This window comes from Cellvibrio sp. (assembly GCF_039207905.1).
Classification (GTDB): domain Bacteria; phylum Pseudomonadota; class Gammaproteobacteria; order Pseudomonadales; family Cellvibrionaceae; genus Cellvibrio.
Window position 1 is genome coordinate 110408 of the sequence record NZ_JBCECX010000004.1, and the last position, 22540, is coordinate 132947.

Below are 22540 nucleotides of genomic sequence, written 5' to 3' on the forward strand. Positions count from 1 at the left end.
AGATAATTATGATCCCATCTGTCATTGCCCCGGATTTTTCCGGATTGCCAAAATTGAATCAGCTAGCCTCGCGCGAATTTTTGGCTGGCCTGCCAAAAGCAGAATTGCATATGCATCTCGACGGTGCCATTTCTCCTGCAATGATGTTTGCACTCGGACAACGCAACCAAGTGAGTTTGCCCTACAGTAGCGTGGAAGAAATTGAAGCTGCTTACGAATTTACCAATCTGCAAAGCTTCCTGGATTTGTTGTACCAAGGCGCCTCGGTGCTCAAACACGAGCAGGATTTTTATGACCTGACGCGCGATTATTTTTTAAAGTGCAAGCAGGATAATATCCTGCACACCGAATTATCCTTTGATCCGCAGAGCCACACAGAACGCGGTATTCCTTTTGATACTGTAATTGGCGGCATTTTACGCGCGATGGACGACGCAAAAACCGAGTGGGGTATCAGCTCAAAATTAGTGATGGATTTTTTACGTCACCTGAGTGCTGACAGTGCAATGAAAACCCTGGAAGAATCTCTGCCGTGGAAAGATAAAATTATCGCCGTCGGTTTGGATAGTTCTGAAGTGGGAAATCCACCCAGTAAATTCACCGAGGTTTTTGCGCGTGCCCGCGCTGAAGGTTATCGCGTTGTTGCTCACGCGGGTGAAGAAGGCCCGCCCAGTTATATCTGGGAAGCAATTGATTTGTTGAAAGTGGAGCGCATTGACCACGGCGTACGCTCGGATGAAGATCCAAAACTGATGGAATACTTACGCGAAACCCAAATTCCACTCACGGTATGCCCGCTCTCCAATGTGCGCTTGTGTGTGTACGACAAAATGACAGACCACAATTTATTTGAGCTGATGGATGCTGGTTTGCGCGTAATGATCAACTCCGATGACCCCACTTATTTTGGTGGTTATCTCAACGACAATTACTTTGCATTAGCAGACGCTTTCCCGTTGACTCGTGAACAGGCGCTGCTACTCGCGCACAATAGTTTTACATCGAGTTTTATCAGCGATACTGAAAAGCAAGAATTTATCGATCAGTTAAAAAGCTACGCAAAGAACTTTCACTAATATTGTTAAGTACTAACAACTCAATATGAAGCAAGGGTGAAGTAAGGTGCTCGGAGACCGTATACGGCATGGATGCCGTATTCGAGCCTACATGGATGTATTCACGGCGAGTCTCAGAGTACCTTACTGCGCCCGTAGCGCCCCCCATGTCACGGCGAGAAAAAATCTTGAACGAAACCACCATCGAAGCACTAGCAAAAAAAGTCATGCACTGGTGCGACCAACTCGCCGCCATCAGCTCGAACCCTGAAAACATCAGCCGCTTTTATTTAACCCCCGAGCATAAACGCTGTAACGAATTGGTTGCGCAGTGGATGCAGGACGCGGGAATGGAAACCTGGGTAGATGCAGCGGGAAATCTTTGCGGCCGCTATGAGGCGCAAAATGCCTGTGCAAAAACATTACTGCTCGCATCGCATTTGGATTCAATCCCCAATGCCGGCGCCTACGACGGTATTCTCGGCGTATTGATTGCCATTGCCGCCGTAGAACAACTCTACAAAAACAATATTGTATTGCCCTACGCAATCGAAGTTATCGGCTTCGGCGATGAAGAAGGCACACGCTTTGGTAGCACATTACTCGGCAGCCGCGCAGTCGCAGGAACATGGAATCCTGATTGGTGGACTTTAAAAGATCGCGCAGGAATTAGTTTGCAACAAGCGTTTATCGATTTTGGTTTGGCTCGAGAAAATATTCACAGCGCCGCGCGCGACCCTGAAGATATTCTCGCCTACCTTGAAGTGCACATTGAACAAGGCCCGGTGTTGGAAGATGAAAATCTCGCGCTCGGTATAGTCACCGCTATTGCGGGTGCACGTCGCTTTGCTATCGATATTAAAGGTTACGCTGGTCATGCCGGTACAGTGCCCATGGCAATGCGTAAAGATGCCCTTGTCGGTGCGGCACTCGGTATTACGCTAGTGGAAAATATTGCCAAAGAATTTAATGTGGTTGCCACCGTCGGAAAAATTGAATGTGGCCCGGGTGCGGTCAATGTTATTCCCGGTCACGCCAGTTTTACGATTGATATCCGCTCCGGCGACGATCAATTGCGCGATCAGGCATTTGCAAAAATCCAACACGAATTGGACGCAATCTGCATGAGTCGCAACCTCACTGCTGCCTGGGCCGAAATTCATAACGCACCAGCGGTAGTGTGTGCGGATTGGATTCAGGAAATGCAAGCGAGTGTGCTATGCGATATGGGCGTTAAGCCCTACAAGTTAATGAGCGGTGCTGGCCACGATGCAATGGCCATGGCCGATATATGTGATGTGGCAATGTATTTTGTCCGTTGCAAAGGTGGTGTTAGTCATCATCCAGATGAGTCGGTCACAGAAGCCGATGTTGCACTGGCGTTAGATGCGCTCAGTCGCACACTGGAAAAATTTTCACAATAAAATAGTATCTCGGGTGAACAGCATGGATAAACTTTATATTACCGCCAATGATTTGTTATTGGATTCATTTAAATTAGCCGAGCAAATTTTCCAGCGCGGTTATCGCCCGCATTTTATTGTCGGAGTTTGGCGTGGCGGCTCACCGGTTGGTATTGCGGTGCAGGAATATCTGGAATACGTTGGTGTTCCCACCGATCATATTGCCATCCGCACTTCTTCCTATTACGGCATCGATAAACAAAGCAAAGATATTCGTGTGCACGGGTTGGATTACATTGTAAAAAATGTGGATGCCGATCAAGAATTATTAATTGTGGATGACGTGTTCGACTCAGGTCGTTCAATCAAAGCAATTATCGATGAGATAAAACGCAAGTCGCGTCGCAATACGCCCAACTCAATAAAAATTGCCTGCCCCTGGTATAAACCGACGCGCAATGTCACCGATATTAAACCGGATTTTTATGTGCATGCGACTGATCGCTGGTTGGTGTTTCCGCATGAGCTATGCGGTTTGACTCCACAAGAAATTTTGCAGGGTAAAGGAAGTGAAATTGCCGATACCATTGCGCGTGCAACAGGTACCGGACAATTTAAAGAGTAAGTAATACGGGCGCGAAAAAAATCAAGCATCCTGACTCATGATGCAATTGCGCCCGTTTTGTTTGGCAAGATAGAGTCGTTGATCCACCGTGTTAATAAAATCTAACAGTTGATCATGTTGGCCGGGTATCACCGTCCCCACACCCAAACTGATACTTAATAACTGACTGATGTCAGATTTTTCGTGCGGAATTTGCAACTTGAAAATGGCTTTGCGGCAGCGCTCTGCAACTGCCGCTGCTGCTTCAGCATTGCTTTCTGGCAATACCAGTACAAATTCTTCCCCACCAAAACGGGCAACAAAATCCCGCGCGCGCGATGCTGAATCACTCAGCGCCTGGCTAACGCGCTTGAGGCAATCATCGCCCTGCAAGTGACCGTAATAATCGTTGTATTGTTTGAAATAATCGATATCCACCATGATCAGCGATAAGGGTTGGCGGGTGCGTTTGGCATTGAGCCATTCCATTTCCATTACCGAGTCAAACATGCGCCGGTTGGCGACACCGGTGAGGCCGTCTTTAAACGAAAGCTGTTCCAGCTCTTTTTGCAATTCAATTAATTTTTGTTCGGTTTGTTTGCGTTCGCTGATATCAAACATAAAACCAATTAATGATTCCACTTCACCTTGTTCGTTGCGCACCACATGTACCACATCGCGAATCCAAACGTACCTGCCGTCTTTGGTAAGCGCGCGATAATCAGCTTCATGGTCAACGCCGGCTTGTGATTGGCTAACGCAGAAGTTGACCACTTGCTCGCGGTCTTCTTCATGCATACGTGCAGCCCAGTCTTGTACGCTAACCCAACTGGTCGGCTCCCAGCCTAACAATTCTTCAATTTGCGGACCGATGTAAGAAAACTCCAAGGTTTTCCAATCGATTTGCCAAGGAATAGCCTTGGTGGATTCCAGCAGGGTTTTGTAAACCCCCGGATCAGGCTCCAGGACTCGGCTCATGGTGGGACTCCAAACAATAAATGCCCTCAATATACGCCGGAAACCCTGAAGCCGCTAATAAAAATAATTTCACGCGGTCGGATTAATCGTCATAAAAAAGTGCTAGCGATTAAGTACCTCGCGGAATTCGGTAAAGATTTTCTGCGGATCGGTTTTGCGGCAGACCTTGATGGCTGGATAGCTTTTATCCTTCACCAGCGTGCCCGCCGTTTTAGCATCCAGATGGTTGCGAGTTTTTCCGTCCCAACGTTTTGCAGGCATGCTGTTATCCGTTGTTTGTTGCCAGGGGGTGGTCGTTGTTTGGTAGGCAACGCGCAGCGATTGCATATCACCTTCACAGAGTTCAGGTTCAACGGCAATCATTACCGATAATGTGTCCCAAAAATAATATTCGTTGCTGTTAATAAACCAATCATTTTTGTCCAGTACATCATCCCAGAATTTTGCTGATTTGCTTTTGGCTGAATCTTTAAAATCAGCAGCCACTTCTGGTGTCACGCGTACTGAATTGGTGATATCCAAGCCGACTAAAACAATTGGCAGGCCTGCAGCAAATACTTTGTCAGCTGCGAGTGGGTCGACAAAAATATTCCACTCAGCGGTAGTATTTGGATGGCCTTTAGTAAACAGCGGCACAATAATATTGCCGGGTACATCTACCGCGCCGCCCATGATCACAAGCTGATCTATTTTGCTTTTGTCTTGCGGATAGCGCTCCAGCCATTGTGCAATATTGGTCAGTGGGCCGGTGGCGATCAATGTGACTGGTTCTGTCGCATTGATTAATGCGTTGTGAATAATTTCTGCTGCATGCAAAGCGCTCGCGGAACGCGCACTGGGTTTAATCCATACACCGGAAAGTGTATCGGAGTCTTTTCGCCATGCATCAGGAAAAACAAAATAGCCATCCAGCGGATAATCGTCACCACAGGCAACAGGAATATCTCTTTTTACTTTGCGGGATAAATTCAACAGCGCATTGGTATTGGCAAGCCCCGGTTTGCAATGTGATTCACCGCTGGCCGCGATGGTGATTGCGATAACTTCGCTCTTTGGATGGTGAAGCAAATACAAAAGTGCGGCCCAATCATCGATTGCCATATCGTTATCAAAAATAATCGGCTTGGCATTAGCAAATACACTCATGCTTAATAAGATTGCGGTCAGTAGATATTTTTTCATTGTTGTTTACTCTTTGCCGTTTTGTATTGGCCAAAAAAACAACGCCCGCAATAAGTGCGGGCGCGGTGAAAATATTATTTTGCTGCAGGAATTGTGGTTTGGTATTTATCCCAGCCGCGCAATAATTCTTGTACGACTATATTGCCCAAGCCGTAGGCTGCTTCAATGGCAGGAAGGCCCTTATCTGGATAAGGTGCAGTGGTGCTCCAAGCAGCAGTTTTGCCCGGTGGTGGGAAGCTGAAATTACTGACCGTGCGCAATACCAGTACGCGATTGGTATCCACCAGTTTTGCTTTGGCTAAACGGTGCAGCGCCGTCAAGCTACCGTTGTCTTCCATATTGGTGGTCATAAAATTACTGTCTTTTCCTGCGTGCAAATGCATCCAGTCGTTCGCCCAGTTATTTAATAATTCACCGTGCCAGTAAGTGCTCGAACCGAGTGTATCGCCGATAGTAACGAAGGGCGGGCGCAGTGCTTGCGGAAAGCCTTTGTATTGTTCGCGGAAAGATTTCATTGCTGGTGTATCAGCAACAGGGCTGTCTTTAGTAAGTTGGTAAGCCCAATTAACCAGCGTGGGATTTAAGTGATAAACGATGGTGTCGACGGTCCAGCCAGTAGATTCCTGATTCGGTTCTTTTGCGCCGAGCGGAATTAATCCGTACTTCCAACCTTTGGGAATTTCGCGGCCATCAATTTCATACAGCAGATCGCCATCGACAACATGTTTTGCCCACACGCCTGTGCCGAGCGATACATCAAGTGGATCGCCACCACCAATGCCGGCAATTACCCAATAGGCTTTGGATAAATCAAAACGCGGATCAGTACCCAGCGCCATAATCGATGAAGTAGCGTTAGTAACGCCCCCTCCGGTGCATATAGCGAGCACGCCTGCATCATTCATGTGCAAGTCGTAAGCGCCAAGCGGAAAAGCAAATTTTTTATTAAGCTTCTGGCGTTCAATCCACAGCTGGTATTCGCCAGCTTCATCGCCAGTCACTTCACCATTTTCAAACATGCTTACTACAACAACTTTTACCGGAATCGCAGCGCTGGCGCTGAGTGCGAGCGCAAAGCTGGCAAGTATCAATAATGCACTGCCAATTAAATTCAACATAAATTACCTCAGATAATAGCTTTCAAATTTTAATCACTGCACTTGCTCAAACGGATGTAAGAAAGGCAGCTGTTGTTTGTATGCAAATCATTAACCACTTGGACAATTATTTGCGCAAAGATATGTTTAGCTTTTTGAGGTTATTTGTAGCCACCTTGTAGATAGCGATGAAAGGCCAAATTGACCCAGATTGCAGCAGGTTCAGCCGACCAGGCGGGATTTAATTGCTGGATTGCTTTAACCAATGCGGGCGCTTGATTGGGCAGTGCCAGCAGCAAAGCGGTTTCCTGACCATTACTGACAGCAATTTGCGTGGCGCTGGCGAAACCATCAGCCGCCGTTTTGCTGCGATAAAAGGGTTGCCACCAAGCGCTGCGAATTAAGCCGGTTTGGTTGGCGGAATCTTTTTTTGCATAGCGATCTACTGCTGCAACAAATTTTGCTTTGTCAGTGGCAGAGGGAAATTCAAAGTGCAGGTCATATTCACTCGCTTCAACAAGACGGCGTTTGTTACCCAAATCAATCAATGACTGGCTGAGCGTGCCCCAGTCATCGCGATACAAAAATGCCGAAGTTTTGCGTGAAAAGCCAACGCGTGCGCTCAGCCCTTCGCTCGCCAATAAGGCAAGTAATTGCTGTGCATGATCTATGTCGCTGTGGCCATAAGTAAGCTGACGCTCTGCTGCAAATAGCGGCCAGGGCGTAGTAATCAGGTTGTAGCCAGTGGCAATGCCTTGTCCCACTAATTGGCGCAACTCCAAGGCAAATGCCGAGGGTTTGGCCGCCGGTTGGGTTTTCCAGATGCTTTCAATGCGCTGGTAAATAGACGGCTCATTTAATTGGCCGATATATGCGGCATCTGGTTGGTTGTATTGCGCAATAAATTCCGCGAGTGCTTTTGGGCTTTCTGTTGCTAAAGGCGCACCGAGTAATTGCAAGGTAGCTGCGGCTTGCAGCTCGGGGAGTGATAATTTTTCTTCATCGGGCAAAGTGCTAATCGCAAGTGCTTTATCGCGGCTAAATGTGGCGGCGAGTTCACTAAAGCCCAGTTGTGCAACGGCATCCTGATAAGTTGCTGCGTTGGTGATATTGGTAAAAGAGATGGAGCTGATAAAAAATGCAGCGAGAAAGGATTTGGAATTGAGCGAGCGTATCAACATAAATAGATCCTGAGCGGCGTATATACAAAATAAAAAAGCCCGCAGAGCGGGCAAAGTACTACTACGGAGGAGAGAACAACAAAAATCAGTTACAAAAACTTCATTAAGTGCAAAGAAAATTTTGCGGCTTCGCGCGCGGCAATCGGGCCGAGGCGTAAATAATCATCATTAGGTGCTTCCTGGGCGATATTGCTGCCAGAGCGCACAATCAAGTAGGGCACACCGAGTGTTTCACATACATGGCCGAGTGGGGCTGATTCCATTTCCATAATGTCGGTTTTGAAATTGTTGCGCAGTGAGTCGATACGCACTTGCGGTACGCCAAATAAATCCGACGATGACACCACACCATAGCGCACCGCATTTTTGTAAGTGCTGCCGTTGGCGGTGACAGTTTGTGCTTCGTAAGTGTCCATCGCTTTTTGCGCTACCGCGAGCAGTGATGCGGTTGGTTTGAATTCATTTTTTACTTCTTTGCCATCGTCCGGGCTATTCATCGGGCGATAGACCATATCGTTTTTGGTCAGGCTGCCGTAATCATGTTCATAGGTGTGGGTAGCGACTATGACATCGCCAGTGCGCAGTTGTTGGTTGATGCGTGCACCTGTTCCCGTCATCAACACCAAACGTGGTTTGAATTCAGTAATAAATAATGTTGTGGTCATGGCGGTGTAGGTTTTTCCGATACCGGTAATCGCAACCACCACGGGTTTGCCGTGTAATTTTCCTTGCCAGTAGGGAATACCCCACAGGGATTTCTTTTCCGGTTTTTCCAGTGCGTTGGTCAATACCGGAATTTCTTGCGGCACTGCGCCGAGAATCACAACCGTATCGCTGGGTTCATAATAGGTTGGCTTTTCACTCGCCTCGCTGACATCGATATAAATCGTAAAAGCACAAGCGCAAACAATAATCTGGAAAATAGCTTTCATGATTGTCTCTGAATTGTTTTTTCGTTGTTGGTTCTGCCGAAAAAGTTACTGCACGGTTTCTGGTTGCAGTGAGTAGTTTTGAATGTAAGTTCCCAGCTTGGTCAGGTAAGCCATTTTCTCAGCATCGGATATCCATGAAACACGAAACGCATTGCCAACCAGTGTGGCAATCTCTTCTTCGGTGAAATTGCCTTCGCGCTGTAACTCAATCAGGTTCTCATTCAGATAAGCACGGAAATACGCAGGGTCGTCAGAATTAATCGTGGCCAACATGCCTTTATTCAACATGCTGCGGATTTCGTTGGAAGTCAGTGATTGCACTACAAAACGGTTGGATACCGGGCACACAGTCAGGCCCAAACCTTTAGCTTTGATGGCTTCGCAAAGTTCATCGCTTTCCAGAGAGTTAACGCCGTGGTCAATGCGGTCAACCACGATTTCATCGAGGCATTGCCCGATATGCAATAAGGTATTTTGTTGGTTTACATCGCAGTGCATGGTGAGTTTTAAACCCATCGCGCGCGCTTTTTTGAAAACCTCCGCAAACTTGACGGGCGGGTTATTTTTTTCATCGGAATCCAGTCCCACACCAATGAGCCATTCGCGATAAGGCTCGGCCATTAATAGATGCTCCATCGCCGATTCTGCGCTCATGTCGCGCAGGAAACACATAATCAGTTGGCTCTTGATGCCGAGTTTTGCTTCAGCATCTTCTTGCGCAGCGCGAATGCCGTGCATGATCACACTAAACTCTACACCGCGGCTGGTGTGTGCTTGCGGATCAAAAAACAGTTCAGCGTAAACCGTATTTTGGCTGTAAGCCTTGCTCAAATAATTCCAGGTGAGTTGGTAAAAATCGGCTTCATCGCGCAATACTTTCATTGCGCCGTAATATATTGTCAGGAATGAAGGCAAATCATAAAAATCGTAGGCAGCAATTAATTCTTCCGGTGTTTCGTATCCCAATTCAATATTGTTTTTGCGTGCGAGCGCAAAACTCAATTCAGGTTCAAGTGTTCCTTCGAGGTGAACATGTAATTCTGCCTTGGGCATATTTTCAATAAAGGCTTGCATAAGCAGCTCCATCAAAATGGTTAATGCAATCGTCTATCGGCGTTATTGCAAATCCCGTTCCCGATTTATCAAATTCACTAAATTAGCTGACCAAATGGACAGAAAATTAAATTCCTGACCGATTTGATGATTGTGGGTGCACTACTTTGTTTCGTGTGTGCAGCTGATTGCGCGAATAGCGGTCATTTTGTGCTGTGGTGCGGATTGAAGGGGCTGCGGGTAGCGGCTATCTGATGTGCGGGATTACAAGAGCGATTTGCTCGTGATTTAAGCGTGCTGTTCTTCGTTTAAACAATAGCTGGATTGGGCTTATCCAAAAGCGTTTTGTGCACAAATTAACCATTGATAAAAAAGGACTTTTTTTTCTTTTCGGTATTGACTCAAAAAGCCCAAGCGGGTTTAATACGCGCCTCTTGCAGCCCAGCGCCAACGGCCAGGTTAGTAAGTAGGACACGCCCAGATAGCTCAGTCGGTAGAGCAGTGGATTGAAAATCCTCGTGTCCCTGGTTCGATTCCGGGTCTGGGCACCATATCTAAACCCGAAGTTCGCGAGAACTTCGGGTTTTTTATTGCCTGCCCGTTTGTGTTTTCATTGTCTCACGCAAAGCATCAGGATGAGTTTTAGGATGGACAATAACCCGGCCCCCAATTTACAGCGCATTCCGGCATTGGATACTGCACGTGGTATCGCCGTGTTGGGCGTGCTGCTCATCAATATCTATTCCTTCGCGCTGCCGGAAGTGATGCGCTCCAATCCGTTGTTGATGATAGATGCCAGCCGTTTGGATGAGGCAATCTGGTATCTGCTCCATATCTTTGCTGATACCAAATTCATCACCATGCTCACCGTAGTTTTTGGCGCTAGCCTGTGGTTTTTCGGCGCGCATAAAACTGGCGATGATCCGGCGCTCGCCAATGGTCTGCAGTTGCGCCGCAGCTTGTGGTTGATGGTATTCGGCCTGCTGCATGCCTATCTGATATGGGATGGCGATGTGCTCTTTAGCTATGCGGTCTGTGCGTTGATCGCGTGGCATTGGCGGCAGTTGGGCGATGGCGTGCTAATGAAAATAAGCGCGGCCCTTATTGTTATCGGCAGTTTGCCAATGTTGCTGATCGCCGCTGCGTTTCCCGAGGTGATGGATGAGTGGATGACTTTTCAAAGCGCCGATGAAATCGCCAAGGAGGTCGCCCATTATCAGCAGGGCTGGTGGGACTTGGCGCCGGATCGTATCCGTGCGGCAATAGATATGCAGCTGGGTGTGATTGTGTCCGGCTGGTCATCGCTCGCGCTGATGTTGGTAGGGATTGTATTGGCGCGGCGCGGGTTTTTAACCCTTCAGGCGAACGCAGATGCTTATCGCAAACTGATTGCGATAACTCTGGTGCCCGGCTTGTTGTTGGTGAAGCTGGGCTTAGGGAAAAGTATCGAGCACGATTTTGCTGCAGCTTACATTTACACCTACGGTTATGAGCTGCATTTTTGGGGCAGTACCTTGATGGGGATCGCCTATGTGTTGTTGGTGATGCAGTGGTCGCATGCAGGCAGCGGATTATTTTTGCGCCGCATTCTGGCTGCGGTAGGACGCATGGCGTTAAGTATTTACATCATGCAGTCGATTATCTGCACCTGGTTATTTTACGGCTATGGGCTTGGCTGGTTTGGTCAATTGCCGCTTACGCAACTTCTGCTGGTGATTGGTGCTATTTGGTTGTTCCAGTGCATGTTCGCTTGCTGGTGGCTCAACCGTTTTCACTATGGGCCGCTCGAATGGTTGTGGCGTAGTTTGGTATATCAACAATCGCCATTACTGCGGCGCTAAACACGGTTTTGATGCGATAATAGCGGCCGCACTTTTCATTTCAGGGTTTTACTATGACCAACAACGATATCCTTCGCCGTCTGCGTTTTGTTTTTGATTTTGGCGATTCGCAAATGATGTCCCTGTTTGCATCGGCCGGATTTTCTGCATCGCGTGAGCAGGTGAGTAATTGGTTGAAGGGAGATGAAAACCCGGATTTCAAACCGCTGCGCGATGTGGAGCTGGCCTATTTTTTAAATGGCCTGATCAATAAAAAGCGCGGCAAGCGCGAAGGCGAGCAACCGGCGGCTGAGAAGGTGTTAAATAACAACATCATCCTGCGCAAATTAAAAATCGCGCTGGATTATAAGGATGAGCAAATCCTTGAGGTGATGGAGCGCGCTGAGTTCCCCTTGGGCAAGCATGAGCTGAGTGCCTTCTTCCGCAAGCCCGGGCACAACAATTATCGCGAGTGCCAGACGCAAGTGCTGCGCAACTTCTTACGTGGGTTGCAATTAACCTTGCGCGGCGCTACGCGTGACCATTCCGACACTACCGAGCAATAAACAAACGTTCTAACGCGTTAGTCCCTTCATAGCAATTGCTTCCGTTAAAGCGAGTTTGCTGGATTACACTCTAACTGTGACCAGCAAATTTGTTGCGAGTAATTGCCGATGCGAACATACATACGACATCCCACTTCAATACCCATTCAGGTCTGCGCGGGCGGCGACGAAGACTCGCGTGTGCGTGTGCGCAACCTGAGCGCGGGCGGTTTGTGTTTTGTCACTGACCAGCCGGTTAAAGTGGGCACCTTCGTTGAGTTTGATATTCCGGTGACCAAGCCGGATTACCACGGACGCGGCGTTATTGTGTGGCGCCGCGAACAATTATCCAAACAATATGAAGTGGGCGTGCGTTTTACCAGCGACGACGAATATTTTCGTACGCGCATGGTCGAGCAGGTGTGCCAGATTGAAGATTATCGCCAGCGTCTGGCGTTGCGTGGCAGGCAACTCAGTAGCGAAGAGGCAGCGATGGAATGGATCGCACGTTACTCAGCGGATTTTGACGGTGCGGCGCAGAATTAAGTTTGTTGATGCGGAAATAAAAAAACCGGCGTTGTGCCGGTTTTTTTATTTTATGCGAAAAATATTTTCGCAGTGTTAGTCGTGTTTGTGTGGGAAGGGTGCAAACCAGCAAATCAGGAAGGATGGAATGGTGGCGGCCATTACGAATACAAAGTAGCCGATGTAACCCATAGATTGTTGCAACACGCCGCTGACCATACCGGTAAGCATCATACATAAACCCATCAGTGCAGTACCGAAGGCGTAGTGAGTGGTGGCGTATTTTCCTGGAGCAAGTTGTTGCATCAAATAAATCATAAAGCCGACTGAGCCGATACCAAAAAAGAATTGCTCGATAATGACGCCTGCACTAATGAGCAGATGACTTTCTGGTTGGTAAATTGCCATCAACAAGAAAGTGACGTTAGGAATGTTGACGCAGAGGCAGAGCGGGAAGAGTGCTTTTTGCAGGCCTTTTTTAGCAACGTAAGCGCCGCCAATTAATGAACCTATCAGCAAGGCAACCAAACCGAAGGTGCCGTAAATAATGCCGAACTCCTGATTGGTAAGTGCGAGTCCGCCGTTATCAACGGTGTCTTTCATAAACAGCATACTTGGTGCGTTTAAAAAGCCGAAGCTGATGCGGAACAATAATGCAAAACCAATCATCATCCAGATGCCTTGCTTCTGGAAGAAGGTGATGAACGCATCCATCAAAGTGCTAATCGCTTCTTTCGGATTTCTTGGTGTGTTTTCAGCGCGCGCGCCATCGGGCATCACTCGCCAGTGCCATGCGGCCATGATCAACATCAGCACGCCTAATAATGCAAAAACGATTTGCCAGGATTTAATCCACTCGGGACCGGATACATGTGGGTCGAGTTTGAAATAGTGTTCGTGCAATACACCGCTCAACACCACCATCACACTCATCATCGCAAGCTTGCCCAAGTTCCAGCTCAGACTTTGCCAGCCGCAATAAAGTGCTTGGGATTTTGCATCAAGCGATGTGACGTAAACGCCGTCAGTGGTGATGTCTTGTGATGAACCTATAAACGACAGCACCCAGAAGAACAGCAGCATCAAGGTGATGTAATTGGGCAAGTTCATTACCAGCGCGACGCCGATAAAACCTACGCCCAAAATAATTTGGCAGAGCAATACAAAAAACTTTTTGGTTTTATACATTTCCAAAAAGGCGGCGAAAAAAGGTTTGACGGTGTAAGCAAGGCCAAGTGCGCTCGCATAAGCGGCCGCTTCCGCGTTATTCATGCCGAGGTTGCTAAACATAACCACTGCAGCGGCAGTCAGCATGTTGTAAGTCAGGGCCATCGTAAAATAACCGGATGGAACCCAAAGCAAAGGATGTTTTGTTGCAGGGGCAGGGCTGGTAGCAGGAGTGGGTGTCAGGGCAGAGTCAGAACTCATGGTAAGTACCTTGTGTTTTTTCTTGCTGTTGTTTTTTTGTGATAACGGCGGCCTGCGTATTTTGGATTCAAGTTTTGTTTGCAGGTTATGGGTGCGTTACTCACTGCCACTGGTTTTATTCTGATCGGCCTAATCCTTGCCGCAATTTTTTAAACTGCTGGTATTACCCGCTTTTGAAACCGCGAGCCATTCAGTGAATGGCTCGCGGTGATCTCTCTCACCTGATCAAGCGGTTGATACTGCTTTTTCGGTTTTACTTTGTTGTGCTTTTTAGCACTATTTTTTTGCCGTCGATGCGGCTTTTGGTATTACTTGCCAGCTTTGTAGGTTTCAGCGGCTTTCAGGATTTCTGCGCGCGCTTCTTCCAGATCGCCCCAACCAGCGACTTTTACCCACTTGCCTTTTTCCAGATCTTTGTAGTGTTCAAAGAAGTGTTCGATTTGCTTCAGGGTAATTTCTGGCAGGTCTTGCAGGGTTTTTACATTGCTGTAAATGGTGGTGAGCTTGTCGTGCGGAACGGCAACGATTTTTGCATCTTCGCCCGCTTCGTCAGTCATCTTCAATACGCCCAATGGACGGCAGCGAATAACTGAACCCGCTTGTACTGGTTGCGGGAATACCACCAACACGTCGGCTGCATCGCCATCACCGCACAGGGTGTTAGGGATGTAACCGTAGTTGCATGGGTAGTACATAGCGGTGCTAACCAAACGGTCAACAAACAGTGAATTGCTGTCTTTGTCGATCTCGTATTTGATGCCGCTGTTCATCGGGATTTCGATCACAACGTAAAAATCGTCGGGCAGGCTTTTGCCGGCAGGGACAAGTTCAAAACTCATGGTATGTTCCTGAGGTTTATGGTTGAAGATAAAGGGTTAAACGTTATTGGATTACGGGTATTGAGTATTAATAGAGCTGATAGGCGGCGGATTCTACCACAACAAAAAGGCGGCGATAGCAGCGACCGCTACTGTGGCGACCATCAGTGCCAGCCATGCTTTGCGGCGGTTCTGGTGCAGGCTTGGTTCGATGCGGTTGCCCGGTGAGGTAGGGCGGGTTTTCCAGCGTTTGGGTTCGCTACTAGGGAGTTTGCGCTCAACCGGTTTGGCCAGCTCATCAATCGGTTTGCGGATACGGGTTTTGCTGTCTTCGAGGTCAGGTGCAACTATGCGGAAGGTGTAAACATCGAGGCGCAGGCGGTCGCCATTGTTGGCGGTGGCATTGTCGATACGCAGTTCGTTCAGAAAGGTACCGTTGGCTGAGCCCAGATCCTTGATACGTAAGTGATTTCCTTCGATGCTGATTTCGGTATGGCGGCGCGATAAATGGGTGCCCGGAATAACAATATCGCATTGGTTGCCGCGCCCGATAACCATGCTGCGCTCCGGCGGCAAGATAAAATGCTTGCCCGCCAACCAGCTGCTGTCCGAGACAAGGCGCCAGGGAGCGACATAGGTATCTTTGGATTTGTCGGGCAGGCTGCGCGGATCGAGCACGATAATTTCGGCATTGCCAAGTTTGATAATATCGCCCGGCAGGATTTCTTTTTGGGTAATGCGCTGACCGTTGACGAAGCAACCGCTGCTGCTGTTGTGGTCTTTGAGAAAATACTTGGTGTTTTCCTGGATGACTTTGGCGTGGAGCGGGTCAATATCGTCTTCATCTATGACCAGATGGTTGTCGGCTGCCCTGCCAATCGAGAAGAGTTTCTCAACGACCCACACGGGTGGACGTCGATTGTCCTTAAAATGAAGTTTGAGCATGGCAGATTCCGTATTTTTGTCGTGAAAAACATTATTTATGCAACTATCTACCCTGAATTTGCCTTGTGTGTGGCGCCGATCCTGTGATCTTGAAGACCTTATTACTGAATTCTATTAACTCATAACCCAAAGGGCAATCATATGACCGATATTAGCGGGCAATCGTCTCAATCTACATCGATTCCGGCGGTTCCCACGGCCAAAAACAAGGTGGTCATTCACTATTGCAACCTGTGCCGCTGGATGCTCCGCTCCGCATGGCTGGCCCAAGAGCTACTGACCACCTTCGATGGTGAGTTGGATGAGGTGGCTCTGCATCCGGGCACGGGTGGAGTCTTCCATGTGTGGCTAAATGGTGAGTTGATCTGGGACAGGGTTAGCGATGGCGGCTTCCCTGAAGCCAAGGAACTAAAGCAGCGCGTGCGCGATCTACTTTGCCCGGAGCGCTCGCTTGGGCACAGCGATGGGCACAAGAAAACGGACTGACTTTTGTAACAAATCGTTTCGCTAATGGTTAGTTTTTAGCCTTTTTACTGTTTTACGCGGGGGTGGCTGGCATAATGGCGCCTGTCCTCCGTCCCGGGTTATATACGGCAATCTTGGGTTGATAAAGGTTGTTGCCCAGGGAACATTCACCAATCGGATTTATTCATGCAGCTACTTTCTCCGTTCTACCGTTTGCTTGACAAATTCTACCGCGCTGTCGTTATCAATCGTCCCTTCCTGATGCTGGCCTTGTTGGCGGTACTGACTGTCTTGTCGATAGTCGCCATGAAAAACCTGAAGTTGGATGCCTCCTCTGACTCGCTCACTCTTGAGCACGATACCTCCATCGATTACTACCGCGAAATTTCCAAGCGTTACCAGAACGGCGACTTCCTGGTGCTGACCTACACACCCAGGGTTGATATTTTTTCCGATGAATCGATTGACCTGCTCAAGCAGCTGACCGACGAATTGGAAAAAGTAGATGGCGTGGCCAGTGTTTTCTCTATGATCGATGTGCCGCTGTTGTATAGCCCTATGCGTCCGCTTGCGGAGCAGAAAGCGTCGACCCGCACCTTGCTGACACCGGGCGTAGATCGCGCGATGGCCAAGCAGGAATTTTTGAATAGCCCGATCTACCGCAAGATGTTGCTCAGTGCCGATAGCAAAACCTCGGCGATCCTGCTCAACCTTAAAGTGAACAATGAATACATCGAGATGGCGCGTCATCGCGATGCCTTGCGTTTAAAGCGTGATACCACCGGCTTAACACCGGAAGAAACCCAAGAACTGGAAAAAGTTGCGGCTGACTTCCTTGCCTATCGCACCCAAGCGGCAGTTAAAGATGGCGAGCGGGTAGAAGTTGTGCGCGGCATTGTGGCGCGCTACGAAAATAAAGCCGAGATATTCCTCGGCGGCGTGAGCATGATCACCACCGATATGATCACCTATATCAAAAGCGATTTGGTGGTATTTGGTGCGGCGCTGATTGTGTTTATTGTAGCGATGCTCGCGTTTTTATTCCGCGAATGGCGCTTTGTGATTTTGCCGCTGACTGCGTGTTTGATGTCAGTGATTTTTATGCTCGGCTGGTTGAGCTGGATCGATTGGCGGATGACGGTAATTTCGTCGAACTTTGTAGCGTTGCTATTGATTTTGGTATTCGCGTTTACGATTTATCTGGTAGCGCGCTACCGCGAAATCCAGGCGCAATCACCGGAGCTTGAGCAATCGGAATTGGTAATGGCTGCTGTGCGCGCGATGGTGGTTCCCTGCTTGTATTCGGCGCTCACCGCGATAGTTGCGTTTATGTCATTGGTGGATAGCGGCATTCGTCCGGTAATTGATTTCGGTTGGATGATGACAATTGGATTGGTGGTTGGCTTCTTCCTCACTTTCCTTGTTGTGCCTGCGGGTTTGATGGCATTGCCTAAAGGTGAGCCGAGATTGAGCGCAAACAATTCATTGCCAATCGCTGGCCAGTTTTCGCGCTTTACCGAAAATCATGGCGGAAAAATTCTGATCATTGCGCTGCTGTCGATCCTGTTTAGTGCCTGGGGTGTGAGCAAGCTCGAAGTTGAAAACCGTTTTGTTGATTACTTCAAGAGTGACAGCGAAATCCATCGCGGCCTGACCGTAATTGATCGCCAATTGGGAGGTACGGTAACCCTCGATATTATTCTCGATGCCGAGAAAAGCGATGTACAAGTTGTTGCATCGGATGCAGCAGCGAGCAGTGAGCCAATTGAAGTTGATGGCGAAGTTTTATCAGATGATCCATTTGCCGATACTCCCGTTACTGCAACCGATTCTGCGGCAGCAGAAAGTGCGGGCGATGAAGAAGATCCATTTGCAGATTACGGTGATGACGATGCCTTTGCGGAAAATGGCGCGACAGCAAAAGCTGAACCGAGTTACTGGTTTAGTGTTGCTGGCCTTGATCAAGTTAAGCAAGTGCACAACTATCTCGAATCTTTGCCCGAAGTAGGTAAGGTGCAATCACTTGCCACCGTGTATCAATTGGCACACGACATTAACAAAGACAAATTGAATGACTTTGAATTGAATGTGTTGCGCAACATGTTGTCCACCGATATCACCAACTTTCTGATCAAGCCTTATCTGGTTGATGAAAAACAACAAACCCGTATCACCTTGCGTGTTATTGAAACCACCGAAGGATTGAAACGTGCTGAGTTGGTTGAACGTATTCGTTCGCACATTATTAACGATATTGGGTTGAAGCCGGAGCAAGTTCACTTCACCGGTATGTTGATCCTGTACAACAATATGCTGCAGAGTTTGTTTGACTCGCAAATCGCGACCATAGGTTTGGTGTTCACCTCGATCATGATCATGATGCTGCTGTTGTTCCGCTCGATCAGCATCGCGTTCACTGCAATCCTGCCGAATATTCTGGCCGCCGGTGTGGTGCTCGGCGCTATGGGTTTTGTAGGTATTCCAATGGATATGATGACCACAACTATCGCAGCGATTGTGGTGGGTGTTGGGGTAGACCAGTCGATCCAATATATTTACCGCTATCGCGATGAATTTAAAGTGGATCACAATTACATTGCTGCTATGCATCGCTCGCATGTATCAATCGGAAGCGCGATGTACTACACCTCGGTCACCATCGTGGTTGGTTTCTCTATTCTGGTGCTCTCGCAATTTATCCCGACTATTTACTTTGGTGTGCTGACTGCCTTCGCTATGTTTATGGCAGTGGTGGGCTCCTTGACCTTGCTGCCGAAATTAATCCTGCTGTTTAAGCCATTCGGCCCAGAGACAAAACCTGCTGAGTAATATCAGCAGGGATTCATTTCCTGCCAATAAAAAAGGGACGCACATGTGCGTCCCTTTTTTATTGTCTTAACGTTATTGTTTTTGAATAATCCTTCTACCAATCCATTAACGATTTTAATTGCGGAGCCAGATCTTTTGCCATGGCAGCATGCTGCTCTTTGGTGGGGTGTGCATCACTCGCATCGCCGGGATAATACGTTGAGGTTACCTGATGTACGCGTGAGTCATTCACGCGCGAAATTGCCTCGCGGATATAATCAATCAAGGCCGCTTTTTTCTCGCTGTTCAATATTGATCCTTCTGTTAAGGCAATGTGCGCCTTGGGATGATTGGCCAACAATTTATTGATCAGTTTCACGTAGGCGGTAACGTAGGTTTCGCGATCGGGAATACCTTGGCTGAAATCATTGGTGCCAATTGCACTCACAATAAGATCCGGCTGATATTGTTTGTGATCCCATTTGTAGGCTGGGTTGTTATCACCCACCGCATATTCATAAAAATCCGGCAGGTTGGCGTCATCGGTTTTACCGTTCCAGCTGCGGATTAAGCCGCGGCCGCCCCAACACACTAGATTCACTTGTGCATTGAGCGCTTTTGCGGTGAGCATGCCGTAGGACTCGTGCGCATTCCACCAGCGGGTATTTTTTTCTTCACCGGCAACGCGATCAATTGCTTCGCCGCAGGTCACTGAATCCCCCAGCACTAACATCTTGCGTTTTGGTAATGCGGCTGGAACAAAAAAAACGCCATCCGTTACCGCGAAGTTATTGAGCGTGACACTGCCGTGCCAATTTTCCGAACGATGGATAATTTCTACGCGATGTTTTGCGGCGCTAGAAAAATTAAATAATTCAATATCAGTGGCTTGCTGCGGGACCCTGATGGTTTGCGGTGTGCCGCCATCGACGATTACATCAATCCAGGAATTGCCTGCGCTGCTTTGCAGGTTCGCGCTCAGTTTTGAGCCCTCCACTTCGGTAATAAAAGTTACACCGGGAAAACCAAAGGTTTGGCTTTTATCCGCGTTGGTATGCGTGCGGCCGATGCGCGTAATAAAGCTGTCACTGGCGGCAATGTGAGTAGTAGCGGGTGGAGGTGGTGCGCTGGTACAAGCATTAAGGGTTAACATGGCGGTGGCCAACAGTAATAATTTTTTCATGGGTATTTATTCCTCCAGTAAAACAAAAAGCGCAATCTGCATTGCGCTTTCAAGGAAGTAGTCAGGGTTTCAGTAATGCCTCAATATCGGGGGTCATTGCATTGGCCCAAATCTCGTAACCTTTCGGGGTTGGATGCAAAAAGTCTTTCATGATATCTGCGGGAATGCTGCCGTCTTTTGCCAGCAGTAGCGGGCCGTAATCTTTAAAGAAAATGATTTTGTTGTTGCCGAGTTTGCCGATGATTTTATTCAGCTGTTTCACTTTAGCGCGGTTGGGCGATTTGGCATCTTGATCAAACGGGAATACGGCGTTTAATAAAATTTTGCTGTTAGGCCAGGCGAGTTGCAACTGCTGCACTACGCGTGTAACACCATCGGCTGCTTGTTCAGGTGATTCTTGCAATCCGCCAACGTTATTCACACCAATCAGCAACACAATTAATTTCGGTTGCAAATTGCCCACTGCGCCATGCTGCAAACGCCAGAGCACATTGCCGGTGTTATCACCGCCGATACCGAAGTTGGCTGCGTTAAGTGGTTTGAAATTTTTCTCCCAGATTGCCCAATCCCAACCAGCGGTAATCGAGTCGCCAACAAAGAGTACATCGACAGAATCATATTGTGCAGCGAGCACATCTTCCGCGTGCATTTTGTCCCAGGTGTTTACTGACATCCACGGATAATCAATGGTGCGTTTGGTTGGCGTAATGCCATTGGGTGGAGTGGGTGATAAAGCGCTGCTGAATTGGCAAACAGCAGCAAGGGCGATGCCGGAGCAAAAGCGGATCAGGTTTTTGTGGTGCAAAATCATTGTAATTATTCCTGCTCAATAGTGGTTGGAAAATTACTGTCGCATTGTTTGTAGCTTTTAACGATGCGACAGAACTGTATTGCAGGCCGTGTGTTTTTTAATGCGTGCACATAAATGTGCTTATTGTTAATTTCGCAGGCTTAAACGTTCGTTTTGTACATTTAAACTTTGTACGCCAGCGATATTTAAAATCAAATCGAGCAGCTCATCCCAAGGCTCGGCGTTGCGCATGCCTTTTACTGCTTTGTCGATGCCGTTGGCTTTGCGCAAGAGTTGCTGTAGCTGTGCGGGTTTTAGTCGGCGCAGTGCGGCTTGTATCAGTGGTTGGCGTTTATCCCACACGCCGGCTTGTTTGGCTGCCCATTCAAAATGTTTGCCTTGGGATACCGCTTGTGAAATTTGCACCAGCGCGCGTATCTCGCGCGTAACTGCCCAGAGCACATTAATCGGTTCGGTGCCTTCGGTTTTTAAACCTTGCAGTGTGCGCACGGCTGCGCGTGCATCGCCGTGCAGTGCTTTATCGGTGAGACCAAAAACATCGTAGCGCGCGCTGTCGGCAACTACAGATGCCATTAATTCATAACTGATGCGATTATCGTGCGCGAGCAGTTTTAATTTTTCAATTTCCTGCGCAGCGGCGAGTAAGTTGCCTTCAATACGCGAGGCGAGCAAATCGATTGCATCGCTATCGGCTTGTAAACCGGATTGCTGCAAACGCACGCCTATCCAACGCGGCAATTGCGCCGGAGTGACCGGCCAAATTTGGATGTGTTGCCCGGCATCTTCAATCGCTTTAAACCATTTACTTTTTTGCGTGGCGCCGTCGAGTTTTTCAGTGACGATTAACAGCAAATTATCGGGGGCGGGCGATTGTGCGTATTCTTGCAGAACTTTGCCGCCTTTATCGCCCGGCTTACCGTTGGGCATGCGCAGCTCGATAATTTTTTTCTCGGCAAAGAGAGAGAGGCTGTTGGCTGCTGCGAGTAGCTGACCCCAATCGAAACCCGTATCGGCGTGATACAGCTCGCGCTCGCTGAAACCATTTTTGCGCGCGGCGGCGCGGATCTGGTCGCAGCATTCCTGAATTAATAAAGGTTCGTCGCCCGACACCAGATAAATTTGCGCCAGCTGTTTGGAGAGGGCGGCAGTTAACTGTTCGGCGCGCAGCTTGGGCATGTTATTGCGCTGCAGCCGGTGCAGGTTTGGTGCTGAGATTTTTCACACGGCGCAAAATAGTTTGGGCAAGTTCGCGACGCATTTCGCGCAGCACTAATTCTTCTTCCTGTGCCGCGCCGTTTGCATTATTAACGTTGTAGTTGTAAGTGCGGGAAACGCGCGCGCTGGTATCGAGTGGCGTGATGATGGTGCCTGCGTGACTGATGCGGTAATCCACGCGCAGGATCAGTTCGTAGGCGCTGGTCAATGCATCGCTGCCAACACCGGCAGTGCGTTTGTCCAAAATTTCGCGGTCGAGCGTTAGCGTGAAGCCGCTGGCGGATTCGGTAACTTCATTAATCTTGTAGGTGCCCAAGGATTGACGTAAGGCGTTTATCACCGGGCTGTGGTTGTCTTTGGTTTCAATCACCAAATCCATTGGTGTGGTCATGGCGAGTTTGTCGTTGCCACCAGCGCTGCCGCGCAAATGCCAGCCACAGGCAGAGAGTGTGAAAAGTAACACGGTGACAATAATTTTATTCATAACACTCT

The 22540-nt window shown here is 48.4% G+C and carries 21 protein-coding genes and 1 tRNA gene; 9 read left to right on the forward strand and 13 right to left on the reverse strand.

What is annotated here, in order from left to right; all coding sequences use genetic code 11:
• Positions 1 to 8: 8 nt before the first annotated feature.
• From AAGC78_RS03405 to AAGC78_RS03415, 3 genes are all read left to right on the forward strand, one after another.
• Positions 9 to 1076 (forward strand): adenosine deaminase, encoded by a 1068-nt coding sequence (locus tag AAGC78_RS03405; RefSeq protein WP_435782629.1) that lies wholly within the window; start codon positions 9 to 11, stop codon positions 1074 to 1076.
• 167 nt (positions 1077 to 1243) lie between these two features.
• On the forward strand, positions 1244 to 2479 hold the full coding sequence (locus AAGC78_RS03410) for an allantoate amidohydrolase (protein ID WP_435782630.1): 1236 nt from the start codon (positions 1244 to 1246) through the stop codon (positions 2477 to 2479).
• Positions 2480 to 2501: 22 nt separating this feature from the next.
• Positions 2502 to 3083 carry a phosphoribosyltransferase gene (locus AAGC78_RS03415; protein ID WP_435782631.1) on the forward strand — a complete coding sequence of 194 codons (582 nt, stop codon included), beginning with the start codon at positions 2502 to 2504 and terminating at the stop codon, positions 3081 to 3083.
• A 21-nt stretch (positions 3084 to 3104) separates the two neighbouring features.
• Here the strand turns inward: AAGC78_RS03415 and AAGC78_RS03420 are convergent, their stop codons facing one another.
• From AAGC78_RS03420 to add, 6 genes are all read right to left on the reverse strand, one after another.
• Complete coding sequence (locus AAGC78_RS03420; protein WP_435782632.1) at positions 3105 to 4040, reverse strand: diguanylate cyclase domain-containing protein; 936 nt, start codon at positions 4038 to 4040, stop codon at positions 3105 to 3107.
• Between the two features lie 102 nt (positions 4041 to 4142).
• Positions 4143 to 5222 (reverse strand): nucleoside hydrolase, encoded by a 1080-nt coding sequence (locus AAGC78_RS03425; protein WP_435782633.1) that lies wholly within the window; start codon positions 5220 to 5222, stop codon positions 4143 to 4145.
• A gap of 74 nt (positions 5223 to 5296) precedes the next feature.
• Positions 5297 to 6340 (reverse strand): purine nucleoside permease, encoded by a 1044-nt coding sequence (locus AAGC78_RS03430; protein WP_435782634.1) that lies wholly within the window; start codon positions 6338 to 6340, stop codon positions 5297 to 5299.
• Positions 6341 to 6480: 140 nt separating this feature from the next.
• A complete protein-coding gene (locus AAGC78_RS03435) occupies positions 6481 to 7500 on the reverse strand; it encodes a hypothetical protein (protein WP_435782635.1) in 1020 nt (339 codons plus the stop codon).
• Positions 7501 to 7589: 89 nt separating this feature from the next.
• Positions 7590 to 8432 (reverse strand): 5'-methylthioadenosine/S-adenosylhomocysteine nucleosidase, encoded by an 843-nt coding sequence (mtnN, locus tag AAGC78_RS03440; protein ID WP_435782636.1) that lies wholly within the window; start codon positions 8430 to 8432, stop codon positions 7590 to 7592.
• 45 nt (positions 8433 to 8477) lie between these two features.
• On the reverse strand, positions 8478 to 9506 hold the full coding sequence (gene add, locus AAGC78_RS03445; protein ID WP_435782637.1) for an adenosine deaminase: 1029 nt from the start codon (positions 9504 to 9506) through the stop codon (positions 8478 to 8480).
• Between the two features lie 454 nt (positions 9507 to 9960).
• Here add and AAGC78_RS03450 point away from each other — a divergent pair.
• From AAGC78_RS03450 to AAGC78_RS03465, 4 genes are all read left to right on the forward strand, one after another.
• Positions 9961 to 10036, forward strand: a tRNA-Phe gene (locus tag AAGC78_RS03450).
• Positions 10037 to 10132: 96 nt separating this feature from the next.
• Entirely contained in the window at positions 10133 to 11326 is a 1194-nt protein-coding gene (locus AAGC78_RS03455; RefSeq protein ID WP_435782638.1) for a DUF418 domain-containing protein, read from the forward strand.
• 53 nt (positions 11327 to 11379) lie between these two features.
• Positions 11380 to 11871, forward strand: a complete 492-nt coding sequence (locus AAGC78_RS03460; protein WP_435782639.1) for a DUF1456 family protein — start codon at positions 11380 to 11382, stop codon at positions 11869 to 11871.
• Positions 11872 to 11979: 108 nt separating this feature from the next.
• Complete coding sequence (locus AAGC78_RS03465) at positions 11980 to 12396, forward strand: PilZ domain-containing protein (RefSeq protein WP_435782640.1); 417 nt, start codon at positions 11980 to 11982, stop codon at positions 12394 to 12396.
• A 75-nt stretch (positions 12397 to 12471) separates the two neighbouring features.
• Here the strand turns inward: AAGC78_RS03465 and AAGC78_RS03470 are convergent, their stop codons facing one another.
• The 3 genes from AAGC78_RS03470 to AAGC78_RS03480 form a co-directional block, all read right to left on the reverse strand.
• Positions 12472 to 13803 carry an MFS transporter gene (locus AAGC78_RS03470; RefSeq protein WP_435782641.1) on the reverse strand — a complete coding sequence of 444 codons (1332 nt, stop codon included), beginning with the start codon at positions 13801 to 13803 and terminating at the stop codon, positions 12472 to 12474.
• Positions 13804 to 14111: 308 nt separating this feature from the next.
• The gene (gene ppa / locus AAGC78_RS03475; RefSeq protein ID WP_435782642.1) at positions 14112 to 14642 is read right to left on the reverse strand and encodes an inorganic diphosphatase; all 531 of its coding nucleotides are present in this window, start codon (positions 14640 to 14642) and stop codon (positions 14112 to 14114) included.
• A 93-nt stretch (positions 14643 to 14735) separates the two neighbouring features.
• Positions 14736 to 15566 (reverse strand): FHA domain-containing protein, encoded by an 831-nt coding sequence (locus tag AAGC78_RS03480; RefSeq protein ID WP_435782643.1) that lies wholly within the window; start codon positions 15564 to 15566, stop codon positions 14736 to 14738.
• Positions 15567 to 15707: 141 nt separating this feature from the next.
• Here AAGC78_RS03480 and AAGC78_RS03485 point away from each other — a divergent pair, with 141 nt between their 5' ends.
• Both AAGC78_RS03485 and AAGC78_RS03490 read left to right on the forward strand, forming a co-directional pair.
• Complete coding sequence (locus AAGC78_RS03485; RefSeq protein WP_435782644.1) at positions 15708 to 16052, forward strand: SelT/SelW/SelH family protein; 345 nt, start codon at positions 15708 to 15710, stop codon at positions 16050 to 16052.
• Between the two features lie 165 nt (positions 16053 to 16217).
• On the forward strand, positions 16218 to 18860 hold the full coding sequence (locus AAGC78_RS03490) for an efflux RND transporter permease subunit (protein WP_435782645.1): 2643 nt from the start codon (positions 16218 to 16220) through the stop codon (positions 18858 to 18860).
• A gap of 94 nt (positions 18861 to 18954) precedes the next feature.
• On the opposite strand, the gene axe2C is transcribed toward AAGC78_RS03490, so the two are convergent.
• The 4 genes from axe2C to lptE form a co-directional block, all read right to left on the reverse strand.
• Positions 18955 to 20022, reverse strand: coding sequence for a bifunctional acetylxylan esterase/glucomannan deacetylase AxeC2 (gene axe2C, locus AAGC78_RS03495; RefSeq protein WP_435782646.1), 1068 nt, complete (start codon positions 20020 to 20022; stop codon positions 18955 to 18957).
• Positions 20023 to 20083: 61 nt separating this feature from the next.
• Positions 20084 to 20833: a GDSL-type esterase/lipase family protein gene (locus AAGC78_RS03500; RefSeq protein WP_435782647.1), complete on the reverse strand. Its 750-nt coding sequence runs from the start codon at positions 20831 to 20833 to the stop codon at positions 20084 to 20086.
• A gap of 126 nt (positions 20834 to 20959) precedes the next feature.
• Positions 20960 to 22009: a DNA polymerase III subunit delta gene (gene holA / locus AAGC78_RS03505; RefSeq protein ID WP_435782648.1), complete on the reverse strand. Its 1050-nt coding sequence runs from the start codon at positions 22007 to 22009 to the stop codon at positions 20960 to 20962.
• Position 22010: 1 nt separating this feature from the next.
• Complete coding sequence (lptE, locus tag AAGC78_RS03510) at positions 22011 to 22532, reverse strand: LPS assembly lipoprotein LptE (protein WP_435782649.1); 522 nt, start codon at positions 22530 to 22532, stop codon at positions 22011 to 22013.
• Between the last annotated feature and the right edge of the window lie 8 nt (positions 22533 to 22540).